This window comes from Capsulimonas corticalis, from assembly GCF_003574315.2.
GTDB lineage: Bacteria > Armatimonadota > Armatimonadia > Armatimonadales > Capsulimonadaceae > Capsulimonas > Capsulimonas corticalis.
Genome location: NZ_AP025739.1, coordinates 6,082,854 through 6,097,641, shown reverse-complemented (window position 1 = coordinate 6,097,641; position 14,788 = coordinate 6,082,854). Strand labels below are relative to the sequence as shown.

11 protein-coding genes are annotated in these 14,788 nt (G+C 57.6%); 10 read left to right on the top strand and 1 reads right to left on the bottom strand.

The window, feature by feature from the left end; all coding sequences use genetic code 11:
* Positions 1–26: 26 nt before the first annotated feature.
* From D5261_RS26130 to D5261_RS26085, 10 genes are read left to right on the top strand one after another with little or no spacing between them, the layout of a single operon-like run.
* On the top strand, positions 27–1,355 hold the full coding sequence (locus D5261_RS26130) for a lipopolysaccharide biosynthesis protein (RefSeq protein ID WP_119319213.1): 1,329 nt from the start codon (positions 27–29) through the stop codon (positions 1,353–1,355).
* Positions 1,352–3,214, top strand: a complete 1,863-nt coding sequence (locus tag D5261_RS26125) for a glycosyltransferase (RefSeq protein WP_119319214.1) — start codon at positions 1,352–1,354, stop codon at positions 3,212–3,214. Before D5261_RS26130 ends, D5261_RS26125 begins: the two co-directional genes overlap by 4 nt.
* Positions 3,211–4,662, top strand: coding sequence for a hypothetical protein (locus D5261_RS26120; RefSeq protein ID WP_119319215.1), 1,452 nt, complete (start codon positions 3,211–3,213; stop codon positions 4,660–4,662). The genes D5261_RS26125 and D5261_RS26120 overlap by 4 nt, the downstream gene beginning before the upstream one ends.
* The gene (locus D5261_RS26115) at positions 4,659–5,816 is read left to right on the top strand and encodes a glycosyltransferase family 4 protein (RefSeq protein WP_218025461.1); all 1,158 of its coding nucleotides are present in this window, start codon (positions 4,659–4,661) and stop codon (positions 5,814–5,816) included. The genes D5261_RS26120 and D5261_RS26115 overlap by 4 nt, the downstream gene beginning before the upstream one ends.
* An 11-nt stretch (positions 5,817–5,827) precedes the next feature.
* Positions 5,828–6,997, top strand: a complete 1,170-nt coding sequence (locus D5261_RS26110) for an acyltransferase family protein (RefSeq protein ID WP_165863881.1) — start codon at positions 5,828–5,830, stop codon at positions 6,995–6,997.
* 30 nt (positions 6,998–7,027) lie between these two features.
* Positions 7,028–8,872, top strand: coding sequence for an HAD-IIIC family phosphatase (locus tag D5261_RS26105; protein ID WP_119319217.1), 1,845 nt, complete (start codon positions 7,028–7,030; stop codon positions 8,870–8,872).
* Positions 8,869–9,105 carry an acyl carrier protein gene (locus D5261_RS26100; RefSeq protein ID WP_119319218.1) on the top strand — a complete coding sequence of 79 codons (237 nt, stop codon included), beginning with the start codon at positions 8,869–8,871 and terminating at the stop codon, positions 9,103–9,105. Before D5261_RS26105 ends, D5261_RS26100 begins: the two co-directional genes overlap by 4 nt.
* On the top strand, positions 9,105–9,569 hold the full coding sequence (locus D5261_RS26095; protein ID WP_119319219.1) for a serine O-acetyltransferase: 465 nt from the start codon (positions 9,105–9,107) through the stop codon (positions 9,567–9,569). Before D5261_RS26100 ends, D5261_RS26095 begins: the two co-directional genes overlap by 1 nt.
* Positions 9,570–9,574: 5 nt before the next feature.
* Positions 9,575–10,792: a glycosyltransferase family 4 protein gene (locus D5261_RS26090; protein WP_119319220.1), complete on the top strand. Its 1,218-nt coding sequence runs from the start codon at positions 9,575–9,577 to the stop codon at positions 10,790–10,792.
* On the top strand, positions 10,770–11,990 hold the full coding sequence (locus D5261_RS26085) for an acyltransferase family protein (RefSeq protein WP_119319221.1): 1,221 nt from the start codon (positions 10,770–10,772) through the stop codon (positions 11,988–11,990). The genes D5261_RS26090 and D5261_RS26085 overlap by 23 nt, the downstream gene beginning before the upstream one ends.
* Here the strand turns inward: D5261_RS26085 and D5261_RS26080 are convergent.
* The gene (locus tag D5261_RS26080) at positions 11,950–14,754 is read right to left on the bottom strand and encodes a PA14 domain-containing protein (protein WP_119319222.1); all 2,805 of its coding nucleotides are present in this window, start codon (positions 14,752–14,754) and stop codon (positions 11,950–11,952) included. The two genes, D5261_RS26085 and D5261_RS26080, sit on opposite strands and share 41 nt — an antisense overlap.
* Positions 14,755–14,788: the final 34 nt, after the last annotated feature.

The following is a 14,788-nucleotide window of genomic DNA, read 5'->3' as shown; positions in this document are numbered from 1 at the left end:
TCTCATCAGAACTGGCTTATCCTTTTATGCGATCACTTCGCAACACAGCGCTCAATCTTTTCACTAGTCTCGGGATGAACGTGATCCAGCTGGGGATTGGCGTCATTCTCGCGCGCACACTTGGTCCGTATGGTAACGGCGAGCGCGCCTCCGTTCTGCTCTGGCCCTTGATGCTTTCCTGGGCGTGCGGCCTCAGCTTCGGACAGGCGAACGCCTATCTCGCGGCGTCGCGGCCCGAGCTTCGCGCTTCGCTGTTCGCGAACTCGATTTGGATGGCGCTGATCGTTGGCTTGCCGTTTACCGCTCTGGCGGTGACGATCCTGCCGCATTTCGTCCATCTCACCGTGCACAACCGGGCGCTGTTCCTTTTCAGCATGTGGATGCTGCCGGTTTCTCTGCTTTCGGATTATCTCGGCTGGCTGATTTACGGCGGCGCAAAATTCGGCAAGTTCTCGTTGTTCAGGATTGCGCCGCAGCTCGTGACGGTCATCGCCTTGCTTGGCTTCTGGGCGTTTCACTGTGTTACCGTTCAGACTGCGATCCTTTCGACCTGGGCAGGTTCTTATACGGCGCTGGCGTTTGCTCTCGTGACTTTGGTGCGTGATCTTGGATGGAGGCTTCGGCCGGATTGGGGACTGGTCAAACAGTCGCTCGATTACGCCTGGAGAGTTCATCTTGGGACGCTGGCGAACACGGCGAATGGACGATTAGACCAGCTGCTGATGACGGCGATGGTGAGCCCGCAGGCGCTCGGCTTGTACGTATTCGCCGTAACGTTCTCGGAGCTGCTCCATCAATGCGCATGCTCAATTTCCATGGTTCTCTTCCCGAAGGTCGCCGCCGAGACGGATTCGCGTAAGCAGGCGGCCCATGCGGCGATGAGCGTACGCTGGACGCTCATCATCGGAATCGTTGGCGGCTCGGCCTTGTATCTGATCGCTCCGGTTCTGGTCCCGCTGGTCTGGGGGCACAAGTTCGCCGGCTCCGTTCCGGCGATCTATTGGCTGCTTCCCGGCGTGGTGGCCCTAGGGGTGGGGACAAATATCAGCGCCGCGCTACGAGCGGCGGGGAAACCGATGACGACATCCACCGCAGAGGCGGCGTCGCTTGTTGTGATGTGCATTCTGTTGCTGACCTTGCTGCCTCGATGGGGAATTGTCGGAGCAAGCATTGCGTCAACATGTGGTTACTTTGTCAATTTATTCGTTTTGATTTACTACTTCGCTCGTGAGTTCGGCAAGGACAGCATCGCGTCGATGAGACCCAGCGCCGCCGATCTCGCTTATGCGCGAACTGCTCTCGTGAATATCAAGAGCCGCAAGAACGCGGCTGCTTCGGAAGCCGCTTCCTTATGAAGATCGCCGTTTGTATCTGCACTCGCAATCGTCCCGACGATTTGCGGAAGGCGCTGAAATCAATATCCGCTTCCCTGACGCGCCCGGCCCAGATCATTGTCTCCGACGACAGCGACGACAATCAAGCCGCTTCGACGCAAAGCGTCTGCAATGAGTTTGCCGGCGTGACCTACCTTCGCGGACCGAGGCGTGGGCTGGCCTCCAATCGCAATTGCTGCCTCGACAGCCTTCAAGGCGATATCGAAGCCGTGACGTTCATCGACGATGACGCCGCCTATACTCCCGAGTTTTTAGGCGCGGCGGCCGCCATTCTGTCGAAGTCGCCGACAAAGACGATCGTGACCGGGCGCGAGCGCAAGAACGGCCAGGAGATCAGCCCCGGCAATGTTTCCTTCTGGGGACATCAGAGTGTTCCGATTCTAGGCTCTGAAGACTGCCGCGCTATCGTGATCAATGCGACGCTCTTTCCTCGCGCTTTGTTTTCTCAGGCGCGCTTCGACGAGGCGCTGCGCTACGGATACGAAGAGGCGGACATTGCGGCTCAGGCTCAGGCGCATGGGTACCGCTTTGAGTTCGCGCCGGATTTGTTCAACGATCACTTTCCATCCGACATTAACCGCGCGGAATATTCGCGGGTGATTGAGGCGTCGCGGCTTTACTCCGCTTACAAGCGCTACCGGTGGCTGCAGAAGAAGCCGGGGAAGGCGGCGGCGTTCTCTGTCCTCGCTCCTCTTCACCTGATGCTTCACGCATTGAGAACAGGGAAGCCGGCAAATATTCGTCACGCCCGAGAATCCGTGCGCACGGCGTTTCAATATTATCGAATGGAGGCGCGGAGAAGGTCATTGTCTCAATCCACGGTGTCTCCCACAACCCTCGCGCGGCCGAAGAGCGCATCTGCGGAAACATTGACCACAAGCGTCGTCGTTCCGACATATCGGCGGCCGTCAGACTTGAAGCGATGCCTGCTCGCGCTGAAAACGCAGACGCATCCGCCGACGGAAATCCTGGTCGTGGCCCGGCCCGAGGACGACGATACGCTTTCCTTCCTGCGCAGCGAGGCGGCGATCCTTCCTGAGGTCCGCGTTGTCCCCAGCTATGAGATCGGTCAAGTCGCCGCACTGAACGCCGGCTGGGAAGCCGCCAAGGGAGATATTGTCGCGATTACCGATGACGATGCCGCGCCGCGCCCGCAATGGCTGGAGCGGGTCGTCAGCCATTTCGCCTCCGACCCATCCGTAGGCGGTGTGGGTGGCCGGGATTGGGTTCACGAACGCGGCGCAATCCTCGATGGCTCCCGTGAGGTTGTCGGGCGCGTCAGCTGGTACGGACGCGTTTCGGGCAATCATCACCTGGGAGTCGGTCCAGCGCGCGATGTCGAAGTGCTAAAGGGCGTCAATATGAGTTATCGTCGTTCGGCGGCGATCCATCAGCGATTTGACACACGATTACGGGGCACTGGCGCGCAGTCCAATAACGATATGGCGTTTAGCCTGCAGCTGGCGCGCTCGGGATGGAAACTGATTTACGATCCCGAGGTCGCGGTGGACCATCATGCGAGCGTGCGCTTTGATGAGGACCAACGCAACCAGTTCAATGCGGTGGCGTTGTCCAACATCGCGCATAACGAGACTATCGCGCTACTCGATTATCTGCCCGGACCGCGCCGGATTGCCTTTATCGTTTGGAGCATCCTGGTCGGCACGAGAGTGTGTCCAGGATTGGTCCAGGTTCTGCGTTTGCTTCCGAAGGAAAAAGCGTTGGTGATTTCACGTTGCAAGGCGTCCTTAAGCGGGCGCAAAACCGGACGCGCGGCCTGGCGCCGCAGTCAGTCCGGCGTCTCTGAGGCGAGTGCATGATCAATAATGTCGCGCCATTCCAGCATTTGGCTCCGCGCCGATTTGGCTGGCGTGGATCACTTTTAACCGTCGCGGGGGCGGGGGCCGCGCTGCTGGCGATTTCTCCCGCGTTCACGGGAAACGCCGTCGCGCAGCGCGGTCTGCTCGCCGCTGTCCTGACACTGCTGCTTGTTGTGCTCACGCGAATGGCGCCGCTGACCGGGATGGTGGCTACCATGGGCTATCTCGTGCTCATGGGTTGGGTGCGTCGCGCTCTCACGCCGTACTTTGACTGGGTGGAGACGGATCCGCTTCTGCTGGTTGCGCCCGGCGTGGCGATTGTTTTTGGCGGGTCCGCCATGTGGCGCACGCGAGGCCGAGCCGTCAGTAAGATGACGAAGTTCGTCTTTCTGCTCTTAAGTCTGATGACGATTGAGATCTTCAACCCGTTGCAGGGCGGAATTGAAGTGGGCGTGGTCGGCGCGCTTTTTTACATCGTCCCCATTTTTTGGTACTTCGTCGGCCGTGACTTACTCGATCTGAACCGACTTTCCTCTTACCTACAGACGTTTGCCTGGATGACGGTCGGGGTGGCGGCGTACGGTTTCTACCAGAGCTCATTTGGTTACTCCGACGCCGAAGCGGATTGGCTGAGAACCACCCACTACTCCTGGGCGCTGACACCGGGTATGCAGCGGGCTTTCTCGACGCTTCCTTCCTTCGCGGAGTACGCCCACGTGATTGCCGCCGGCTCCATCTTGTTGTTCGTCGGCCTGCTGTTCAAGAAGCGCATCGGTTTGATCCTGGTGCCGGTGATGCTTTATGGGATGTTCATGGCCTCGAGCCGGGGCGCCCTCATCACCCTTCTGGGCGCCATGTGTATCTTGTGGGCGGTGATGGCAAAGGATCGGAAGAGCTGGTTTTTTCGCGGAGGCATCGCGCTGGTGGTCGCCACACTTGGATTGGTCTTTACGATGACCCGCGTGCAGGAGAGCACCGCGAACGTTGACCCATCCACCAGCACGACATCGGCGCTGGTCAAGCATCAGACTGATGGTATTCTCAACCCCACGGACGGCAGCAAGTCCACGGTGGGAGTGCATATGAACCTTGCGGCGGGCGGTTTCCTCAAGGGGTTTACCACCCCCATCGGATACGGCCTTGGCTCAACGACGCTTGCCTCGACCAAGTTCAGCAATGAAGGCAACAACTCCGAGATCGACATTACCAACGTCTTTACGGCTCTGGGATTTGTCGGCGGATTTCTGTATCTTGCATTCTTGATCCTCAGTTTTGCGCTTGCGATCAAAATGTGGCATAAGACGCGCATCCCTGTCCTTCTCTCTGTATTGGCGATTCTCATTGTCTACCTCGGGCAGTGGCTGATCGGAGGAGAGTATACGACATCGATGATTGTCTGGACATGCCTGGGAGCGCTGGATCGATCTCAGCGAAAGGTCATTGTATGAAGATAGGCATCGTCACCCAGAAAGTCGTGCGTGGTGACGGACAAGGACGCGTCAACTACGAGATCGCGCGTTACGCGCTGTCGCAAGGCAATGACGTTACGTTGATTACGAGCGCTGTCGATGATTCCCTTTTAGCCGCAGGGGCGAAATGGGTCCCGGTGCGTCCGCGCGTCCGCACGCCGAATATTATCACCGCGTGGGAATTTGCGCAGCGCGCCAACACTGCGCTTAAGCCGATTGCTGGCGATCTCGATATCATCCATGGAAATGGGTGCTCGCTCGATCTGCCGCACCAAGTCAACGCCGCGCATTTCGTACATGGCGCGTGGCTGAAGTCTCCCGCACACATCTCTCACGTCCGGAAAGACTTGTACGGCGCGTATCAATGGACGTACACCGCCGTCAATGCGCGGTGGGAGCGGTCCGTCTTTCAGAAAGCGCGCAAAGTGGTTGCTGTCTCAGACGGCATCCGCCGCGAACTTATGGAGATTGGTGTGCCGGCGGAGCGCATCGAGGTAATCTATAACGGCGTGGACCTGCTGGAGTTCCATCCGGGAAGCGAGGACCGCGCGTCGCTTGGGCTGCCGAAGGATGTGGTTCTGGCCCTGTTCACGGGGGACATCCGGTCTCCGCGCAAGAATCTCGATACCGTGCTCAAGGCGCTGGTCCATGCTCCGGGAGTACATCTCGCGATTGGCGGAAAGACCGACGGAAGCCCATATCCGCAGCTGGCCAAGGATCTTGGGGTTGGAGATCGCGCCCATTTCCTGGGATTCCGGCGCGATGTCGCGAAGCTGATGCGCGCCGCCGATCTTTTCGTCTTTCCCTCGCGATACGAGGCTTGTTCTCTGGCGATTTTGGAGGCCATGGCGTCCGGGCTTCCCATCGTCACGGCGTCGACGGCCGGCGCCACGGATTTGATTACGCAGGATCTCGGCGTTGTGCTTGAGGATCCCAATGACGAACAAGCCCTCGCCAAAGCAATTATCGATTTGAGCTCGGATCCTCAGCGTCGGCGCTCGATGGGACTGGCGGCGCGCGGCGCCGCCGAGAATCATGGATGGGACAGCATGGCGCAATCCTACCTGGATGTTTACGGAGCCATTGCATCCAAAGTACGAGAGACCCGTCAGCCGTCGATCGTCGGCGCCTGAGATCACCCACCATGCCCACTAAAATCAAGCCGTTTCTTATTTTGGACGCGTTTCGCGGTATTGCCTGTCTCTGGGTGATTGCTTTTCATATGGCGGAGGTGATGATCGCGCGATATCCTCAGCTCGGCGCCAATCCACTCTACCGTTTGACAGCGTACGGCAACTCAGGCGTGCAGATGTTTTTCGTGATCAGCGGCTACTGCATTGCGAGCGCAATGTCGGGCGCGCTCCGCAAGGACAGCAGCGTCTTGTATTTCCTCAAAGCGCGCGTGCGGCGAATCTATCCTACGGCCGCGATCGCGATTACGTTCGGTCTTTTGTACAGTACTTTTGCTTCCGCGCTCGTCTCGCATGGACTGGTCGCCTCCAGTACGGCGGCGGAAAAAAGCGTTTGGAGCCGAGGGCTGGAATACTTCCTTGTCAACTATACGCTGACAAATGGCGTCTTTCCCACGGACTTTGTTCTCGTACAGTGCTGGACATTGTGCTATGAGGTGGCGTTTTATCTGTTTGTTGGGCTTGCTCTGGCGGCGTTCGGCGTCCGCTACGGCGAGAAGTCCGTGCTGACGGCGCTGCATGCATTGACCGTGGCGGCGCTGATTGCGCTGATCGTCAATCCGCACTGTCTGCGCTATCCTCTGGATCTTTGGCCGGAATTCGGTCTGGGCGTGATCGTGTACGATCTCATTCGGACGCGCTATGATAAGGCGACAATCGCCTGGGCGGCGGCGGCGGTCGCCGCGACGCTGGCGCTCATTTTATTTCGGGATACTCCGCTCGGCACTATGGGGGTATCGAGTCGCACTCAGTTCGCTATTTCTCTGGCGTTCGCCGCCCTCGTGCTGGCCTGCTACCGGTATGACGCCAAGATTGCGGCGGCTCCGATTTGTCGTGGGTTGGCCGCGATCGGTCTTTACTCTTACAGCTTGTATTTGACGCACACATTCAGTATTGGAATTATTAGCCAGGTCTTCAAGCGTTTCCACCTGCCAATGACCTTCCATTACGCGGTGTTCGTTCTCGTGATGATCGGCGCGGTGTTGTTTGGGCGTGTGTTTTTCCAGTTTTTTGAAAAGCCATTCATCAGCACAAAGGCAAAAAAGATTCATCACGCAGCTCTGGAAAGCGCTTCCGAGACTGCCCGTGTCTCCGAACCGGTCGCCGCGGCGATTTCAGAGTAACACAACGGAACGCGCTCACTAAAAAAGATTATGACGACAACCATACTCGAAACATTGAACTGGCTGGATTCGGATCCCTCCACCGCACGCCATCTTTCGGCGGCCGGCAAGCTGGATAAGATCACTGATGAGACGCTGGTCCCAGTGAAGATCGCGGTGCTGCGAAACTTCACGCTGGAGCCGACATTCGCACCGTGTCTGAAGGTCAAGAGCTATGCCGCCGGCTTAAAGCCAGAGATCTTTCTGAGCGGATTTGACAGCGCTCCGCAGGAAGTCTTTATGGACGGCAGCGATCTGTATCAATTCCAGCCGGATATCGTGGCCTTCGCCATGCGGCTGCACACGCTGGCTCCCGCGCTGGTGGGATCTTTCGCGAGCCTTAGCCCCGAAGAGTGCGACACGCAAGTGGAATCGGTTCTCAATCGTGTGGTTTCGTTCGTGCGCGCCGTTCGGGAGCGAAGCTCGGCTGTTATTCTCGTCAACAACTTCGAGCTGAGCGCCATTCCCAGTTATGGCGTTTTGGACGCTCAGTCGTCATACGGGCAGCATGTCGTGATTCGCCGCCTGAACGCACTGCTGCGCGAACAGATAGAAACGATCGGAAGCGCCTATATTGTCGATGTCGATCATCTGATCTCGCGAATCGGCTACGACAGCGCCATCGACAACCGTTACTGGCACATTGGGCGCGCGCCGTACACGCTGGCGCTGCAGCGCCGGCTGGCAGCCGAATATGTGAAGTTCGCCGCCGCGCTCAAAGGCAAAAACAAGAAATGTCTCGTGCTGGACTGCGACAATACGCTGTGGGGCGGAGTGATCGGCGAGGACGGCATGGACGGGATCAAGCTGGGCGCGACGCATCCCGGATCGGCGTTTCTTGAATTCCACGCGGCGATTATCGATTTATACCATCGTGGTGTTTTGCTCGCGCTGAACAGCAAGAACAATGAGGCGGATGCGATGGAAGTCTTCGAGAAGCATCCATCGTCGCTCCTCAAAACCCATCACTTCGTCGCAAAGCGCGTCAACTGGTCCGATAAGGCGTCCAATCTGCGCGAAATTGCTCAGGAATTAAACATTGGCCTTGACAGCCTTGTGTTTGTAGACGACAATCCGTTTGAGTGTGAGTTTGTCCGCGAGGCGCTTCCTCAGGTCAAGGTCATCCAATTGCCGGCGGATCCCACACGATTCGCCGCCGAGCTTTATGACAAGGCGAATTTCGACACCCTGGCGCTCAATGATGAAGACCGGCGCCGGAGCACGATGTACCAGGCCGAGGCGCAGCGCCATGAGCTGAAGCAGTCCGTCGGCTCGATGGAGGAGTATCTGCGGTCGCTGGAGATCAACCTGACGATTGCGCCGGTCAGCGCGTTCAGCATTCCGCGCATCGCGCAATTGACACAAAAAACCAACCAGTTTAATGTGACGACGCGCCGATATTCGGAAGAGCAGGTCACGGCGATGGCGAACTCCGAAGATTGGCTCGTCTGCTACGCGCAGCTCAAGGACCGCTTTGACGACGCCGGCATTATCGCCGCCGCTTTTGTCCATGCCGAGGGTGACATGGCGGTGATCGACACGCTTCTGATGAGCTGCCGTGTGATCGGACGGGGCGTCGAGCAGGCGCTTCTGTCCTCGCTGGCGCACGCGGGCTTAAAGCGCGGATGCACGCGGCTGCTGGGACAGTATATTCCCACTCCGAAAAACGGCCTGGTGACGGAACTCTTCCCCTCGAACGGCTTTGAGCCCGATCCGGAGCGCGGCGATGGATGGTGGAAGTTGGATCTGCGCGGGCCGCTCGCGGAATCGCCGAACTGGCTGATTGTGACGGACGAATTGAATATTGAAGGATCGATGAGTGAGGTAGAGGAATGAGTTTAGATACGCGTCTCAAAAAGGTTTTTGCGGAATCGTTTGAGCTGTCCCCGGAGGATGTTTCCGAAGATATCTCCGTCGATACGCTGGACGCCTGGGATTCGATGGGGTCGATGGTCCTCGCCGCCACTCTTGAGGAAGAGTTCGACGTGCAGTTTACCGATTCGGAGCTTCTCTCGATGCGCGATTACGCCGCCATTCGCGACGTTTTATCCCAAAAGGGGATTTCTTAGTGTTCAATCCGGCGCGAATTTGGTATTTTAGCTGCTGGGCGCACCAACGGAAGCTCAAGCTTCTCGCCAAGATATTGAAGACTGTCAACTATTTCTGTTTTCGCTGTCTGCTTCCCTTTGAAGCGCAAATTCAGCCGGATCTGAAATTGGAGCATCTCGGGCTGGGAGTTTGCGTCCACCCCAATGTCACCATTGGGCGCGGCGTAAAGCTCTATCACCATGTCTCGCTCGCCGCGGAGACATGGGTTGGGTCGCCATATCGCATTGTGATTGAGGATGATGTCACAATCGGCGCTCACGCGATCATTGTCGGCAACGAACATGGGGGCATCGTGATCGGTAAGGGGGCCAAGGTCGGAGCAGGCGCGCTCGTGGTGAAGGATGTGGCTCCTGGACAGGTAGTCGTCGCCATGCCCGCGCGGCCGGTGCGAACGGAATCGCCGGATACAAGCACGATACAGTAATACTAATGAACATCTTACTCATTGCGGACGCCGTTTTTGAAGACAAGCCGGGCGGCAGCCGAACGGCGGCCAAGGAACTCGCGCGATGCCTGGTGAAGCGCGGACACGGTGTGGTGCTGCTGGTCAACCAGGTCATTGAAGGCAAGCCTTACGAGGAGCAACTCTGGAACGGAGTGACCGTCGTGCGGGCGCCGCGCAGTAAGGCCGGCGTCGCCGGAATGCGGCGCGCCTGCGAAGACATCGTCAAACGTTTTGGCCCGTTCGACATCGCGCACATTCATTTCGCCTACGCCGGAGTTGGCCCGCTTTGGAGCAGCGCTTTGCGCGGAGTTCCAACGGTTCGCACATTTCACGGCCCCTGGTGTGAAGAAGGGTGGGTCGAGGATACCTCTAAGGCGCGTGGCGGGCTGGGGATCGCGAAGGCGCGCGCCAAGCGGACGGCGCGTCATTGGGTGGAGCAGGACAGCCTCCGCCGCGCCGAAAGCATCATTTCGCTCAGCGCCTTTATGTCGGGAATTCTGACCGATCATTTCGATGTGAAGTCGGAGCGGATCGCGCGGATCGACGGCGGGGTTGATGTCGAACGGTTCCATGTTCCCAAAGACACCCATGCATTGCGGGAGCGCCTTGGCCTTCCGGTCGATCGGCCAATCGCTCTGACTGTGCGGCGTCTTGCGGCGCGGATGGGGCTGGAAAATCTCGTACGATCGATGCCCGCCGTCTTGCGCGAAGTCCCGGATTTATATCTCGTAATCGCCGGCAAGGGGCCGGAACGCGCGCGGCTGGAGCAGTTGTCCAAGGATCTTTGTGTCGACGGCTCGATCCACTTCGCTGGCTTCGTTCCGGATGAAGATCTTGCGGGGCTTTACGGCGCGGCCGATCTCTTTGTGCTGCCGACCACGGCGCTGGAAGGCTTCGGCCTTGTCATTGTGGAAAGTCTCGCCTGCGGTACGCCGGTAATCGGCGCCCCGGTGGGCGCTATTCCGGAACTGCTGGCTCCGCTGGAGCCGAAACTGCTGGCGCGCGAAGCGAGCAGCGAGGCGATCGGCGAGGCGATTATCGAGTTTTTCAAAACCGACTGGGGCGATCGGCTGACGGCGGATGTTGTCCGGCGGTATGTTCTGAGCCGCTATACCTGGGATATGGCTGCCGATCAAACGATCGATCTGTACGACCGTTTCGCTGCGAAAAAAGGGACGAATGGAAACCGCATTACCGTCTGACATTTCCGCGTCTTATCCGGCGGACGCCAATTCCTCTTCGGCGAAAAGCCGGCCGCGCGTACTTTATCTTGATGGCCTGCGCGCGGTGGCGGCGCTTTACGTGCTGATTCACCACTGTCTCTACCAGTACAGTAACGCGAACATCTATCTGGGGATTGAGAGAGTGCTTGCGGGCGTGTTTTGCTTCGGCCATTACGGCGTCTGCATCTTCATTGTGCTGTCGGGTTTCTGTTTGATAATGCCGACATTGCATCGTGATTTTGTGCTCCATGGCGGCTTGACGGCGTTCTTCACTAAGCGCGCTCGCCGACTGCTGCCGCCTTACTATTGCTCTTTGATATTGACGATTGTCTTGATCGCAACGGTCATCGGTCACCGGACTGGCATGCGCTGGGATGTTTGTCTGCCATTGACTGCAAAATCCATCGTCACACACATTCTGCTGATCCATAACCTGTTCGGAGATATGTTTTATCGTCTGAATTATGTTTATTGGTCGCTGGCCGTGGAGTGGCAGATCTATCCGCTCTTTCCCGTCCTGCTGCTTGGATGGCGACGGATCGGCCCTGGGAAGACCCTGGGAATACTTGCCACACTGGTGACTGTTGTCTTCGTCGCGACGCGTCACTCATCGTTACAAGGGCTGATGCCGCAGTTCTGGCTGCTTTTCGGTCTTGGAATGCTGGCGGCGTCTATCGCCTATGGGAGCGGCGATCGTTGGCTAAACCTGCGCGCCAAAGCGCCGTGGGGAGCGCTGGCGCTCATCTCCACGGCGCTCCTGATCTTGATTTCTGTAGTGAAGATTAAGCATGGATTCGGCGCGCAGGCCACGGATTTCGATTTTATCGTTGGGGCATGGGCGTTTAGCCTGCTCGTCTACATTTCCCTTGCGCAGGATCATCCGCTACGAATTGCGCTCCAGTGGCGGCCTCTGGTCTTCGTCGGCGAATTCTCCTACAGCCTCTACCTACTGCACGCCCCACTGATCCAAATTTTGCTCCTGTATGTGCTTAAGCCTCTGGGACTCAGTCAGACGACGAACGGCTGGCTGCTCACGATCCTGGCGCTCCTCATTTGTCTGCCGCTCTCCTACCTGTTCTTCCTGGCGTTCGAGCGCCCTTTTATCACAAAAAAGACGCTCGGACGAACGCGTCCCGCTACTGAGGGGCATCCGGATAGAGCTGAGTCTGCGGGATAATTTCCTTGATCTGGCTGGCGCTGGACCATGAGAGCGTGAGCGCGCCGGTCCCAGAGATCTGATAGTACTCCACACGGATTTTGTATTGCGTGCCGGCCAGCATCGCCACGGAGCCGAAATCCGTCTGCAAGGAATGGGAATTCCAGCTATCAATCACCATTTTTCCGTCGATCCACACGCGAACTCCATGGCTGGAATCGGTTTGGAAATTGTAGGTCTCCGAATATCGCGGCTGGACGTTGCCTGTCCATTGTACTGAGTATCCTGCCGTGTTCATTGTGGGGGCAGGCGGCGTCGTCCACTGAAAGTTAAGGGTCGGATCGACTCGCGTTGTGATGAGCTTATTGAAGGCTGCTTGCTGCGAACCGTTATAGTACTTTCCCGTCAAGCCCGTTCCCGTTCCAGATACGGGAACGGCAGGCGTTGTCGCTGCCGCGCCGGGGGCCGAAACGCGGTACATCAGCACTTTGCCCATCAGATCTTCCTCGGCGAATACCATCTGGTCGCCGTTGGTTCGGGTAAAGGCGCGCAGGCCCGAGGTTGTGTCGATCAGTCCGGACACTCCTCCAGCTTCAGGCCCAGCGGATATTGTCCCAAGGAAACGGCCCGAAGCTGCATCGTATGTCACGATTTGACCTCCGTTAACTCCAAAATCAGCAGTGGCGCCCGCGACATATCCAACAAAGATTTTGTCGCCGCTGACGGTCATCGCCTTTGCCCCGATCAGCGGGTACGCCTGCATATTCCAGTTCAGCACGATCTGGTAAGTTTGTGTTCGCGCGGGCGTGCTCCAGTGATCGTATCGAACAATCACCCGTCCGGCGAGACCCCATTCGCCAGGCGAAATCGGATAAGCATTCGTATAGCCGCACAAATACATCGTGTCTGTCGCGGCGACATATTCAATTCGGTTGATGGAGCCGGCTGTTCCGTCGAACGGAGCCGGGCGTGGCAGGATCTGCGACGCCGCCAGAGTGTAAATCGGGTTGCCGATAGAGTCTAGTCCGAGACATCGAAAGTGACGAATGCCTCCGTTGAGCATTGACGTTCCACGGCTGACTTGCCAGATATCGCCGTTTTCGTCAACACACCATCCCCAGATACTGGCGGTGAGCCAGGGGTCGCGGGACCCCAAACCATTGTCGAATTCGCCTTTCTGAGGAACGCCGTCCTTGAAGAAATCTCCGTTGCCGTCAATGTCGCGCCAGATCCACGGTCCCAAGCTTGGCTGGACAGTATCAGGGGGCCACGCAGTCGCCGGTTTGCCGGCAGCCGAGTGACAAGCGCCAATCAGCCCGGATGGAATGGCTATTTCGCCGGCGTTTTTTGTATCAAAGCGATAAATTTGTAAATATGCTGAATAAGTGTCCTGAACGAATAGGAACTGCTTACCCTGAATATTACGGACTAGCGGCGAACTGCTGGTGTTGATGTGAAGGCGAGAGTCGTTGGGATAACGGACGCTATCGACGGTATAACCCGCATACTGGGGCTTTGCCGTTGGATCCGTCAAATCCAGCTTGAAACGCTTGTTCTTGGTGTAAATATTCGCGCCGTCCGATCCTGGGGCGACATCGGCGCAGTCCATGAACTCTAGCCCTTCCAACTTCCAGCGGCAGTTGAAATCCTGGTTGAAACTCATCAGTGTTGCGCCGCTTCCGAATATCCCTTGAGCTTCGGAGCCATTGGTGACAACGTAGATATTGCCGGCGGCGTCGACGGAGACGCCGGTCAGACCATTGAACTTGTAGTCGCCGACCTGTCCGCGTAATCCGCTGTAGATGCCGCCTGGGTTGCCAAGCGTCGAAACGAGGACGGGAGCGGTGTTGATGCTTGAGTACATTTTTACTTGCTGGTCAGGCCCGCTGTCGGCGACGAGTAAGTTGCCTTGAGGGGTGATCGCTAAACTACGCGGACAGCCGATTCCTGTGATTTGTTGGGGCAGCTTATTCCCATCTAGGGTGTAATGCAGCACGCCGGGCGCTTGCGCGCCGTCGCCGGTTTGCGCAATCCAGAGCGTGTGTGAGTTTTTGTCAAAGACAATCGCGCCGGCGTTAACAATATTCCATGAGCCCACGGGAATCACACGATTTGAGTTGCTGATGTTGTAGATACGAACTTTATTGGAATGCGTATCGGAAGCGTACAAGAGACCGTTGACGACAGCAAGACCCATGATCGCAGCATCCGGCAGGAGCGTTTTGTCAGCATAAGTATTATCACTGACGACGATCATACTATTGTCAAACAGCCCGATGATGCTGCTGCTATTGCCATCTTTCCGGCCCGACTGCGACCATGGAGCCGGAAGGCCGTTCTTGAAATAGCGTCGCACGCCAAACCAGGACTCATGCGTAACCGTTCCGCCAGCTCCTGGGCCGCCGACCGGCCAACCCGGCCCGTGCGCGCCATTATCATTCAGGTCGCTCTGCACCATTCCAAGATAGACGTACTTGTCGTCCGCAGTAATACACTTTCCACCGCCGCGCTGCCAGCCATGCAGGCCGGTAAAGGAGCCGACAACACTTCCTTCACGGTAGATCCCTGCTTCACGCCCATTCTCGTCGTAGACGCTGTTGACGTAAGTCGCGCCATTTGCTTCCGTATAAACCGCATTGGCGGCGATTTGCATCCAAGCGCCGCCGGCTCCCCCCATGGAATTTCCTAACCAGGAAGTTGTATAATTCGCTTGTGCGTTCCCACGGACGCCGCAGATCAAGGTTGCGGCGGCGAGAAGCACAAGCAGAATGCTCTTTCGTAACATACGATATCCTAAACGGCAGCGCCGAGATCGCGGC

Coding starts and splice junctions, on each gene's coding strand:
- D5261_RS26120 (WP_119319215.1), top strand. CDS start 3,211: ATGATCAATAATGTCGCGCCATTCCAGCATTTGGCTCCGCGCCGATTT.
- D5261_RS26130 (WP_119319213.1), top strand. CDS start 27: ATGCGATCACTTCGCAACACAGCGCTCAATCTTTTCACTAGTCTCGGG.
- D5261_RS26080 (WP_119319222.1), bottom strand. CDS start 14,754: ATGTTACGAAAGAGCATTCTGCTTGTGCTTCTCGCCGCCGCAACCTTG.
- D5261_RS26110 (WP_165863881.1), top strand. CDS start 5,828: ATGCCCACTAAAATCAAGCCGTTTCTTATTTTGGACGCGTTTCGCGGT.
- D5261_RS26105 (WP_119319217.1), top strand. CDS start 7,028: ATGACGACAACCATACTCGAAACATTGAACTGGCTGGATTCGGATCCC.
- D5261_RS26115 (WP_218025461.1), top strand. CDS start 4,659: ATGAAGATAGGCATCGTCACCCAGAAAGTCGTGCGTGGTGACGGACAA.
- D5261_RS26085 (WP_119319221.1), top strand. CDS start 10,770: ATGGAAACCGCATTACCGTCTGACATTTCCGCGTCTTATCCGGCGGAC.
- D5261_RS26100 (WP_119319218.1), top strand. CDS start 8,869: ATGAGTTTAGATACGCGTCTCAAAAAGGTTTTTGCGGAATCGTTTGAG.
- D5261_RS26090 (WP_119319220.1), top strand. CDS start 9,575: ATGAACATCTTACTCATTGCGGACGCCGTTTTTGAAGACAAGCCGGGC.
- D5261_RS26125 (WP_119319214.1), top strand. CDS start 1,352: ATGAAGATCGCCGTTTGTATCTGCACTCGCAATCGTCCCGACGATTTG.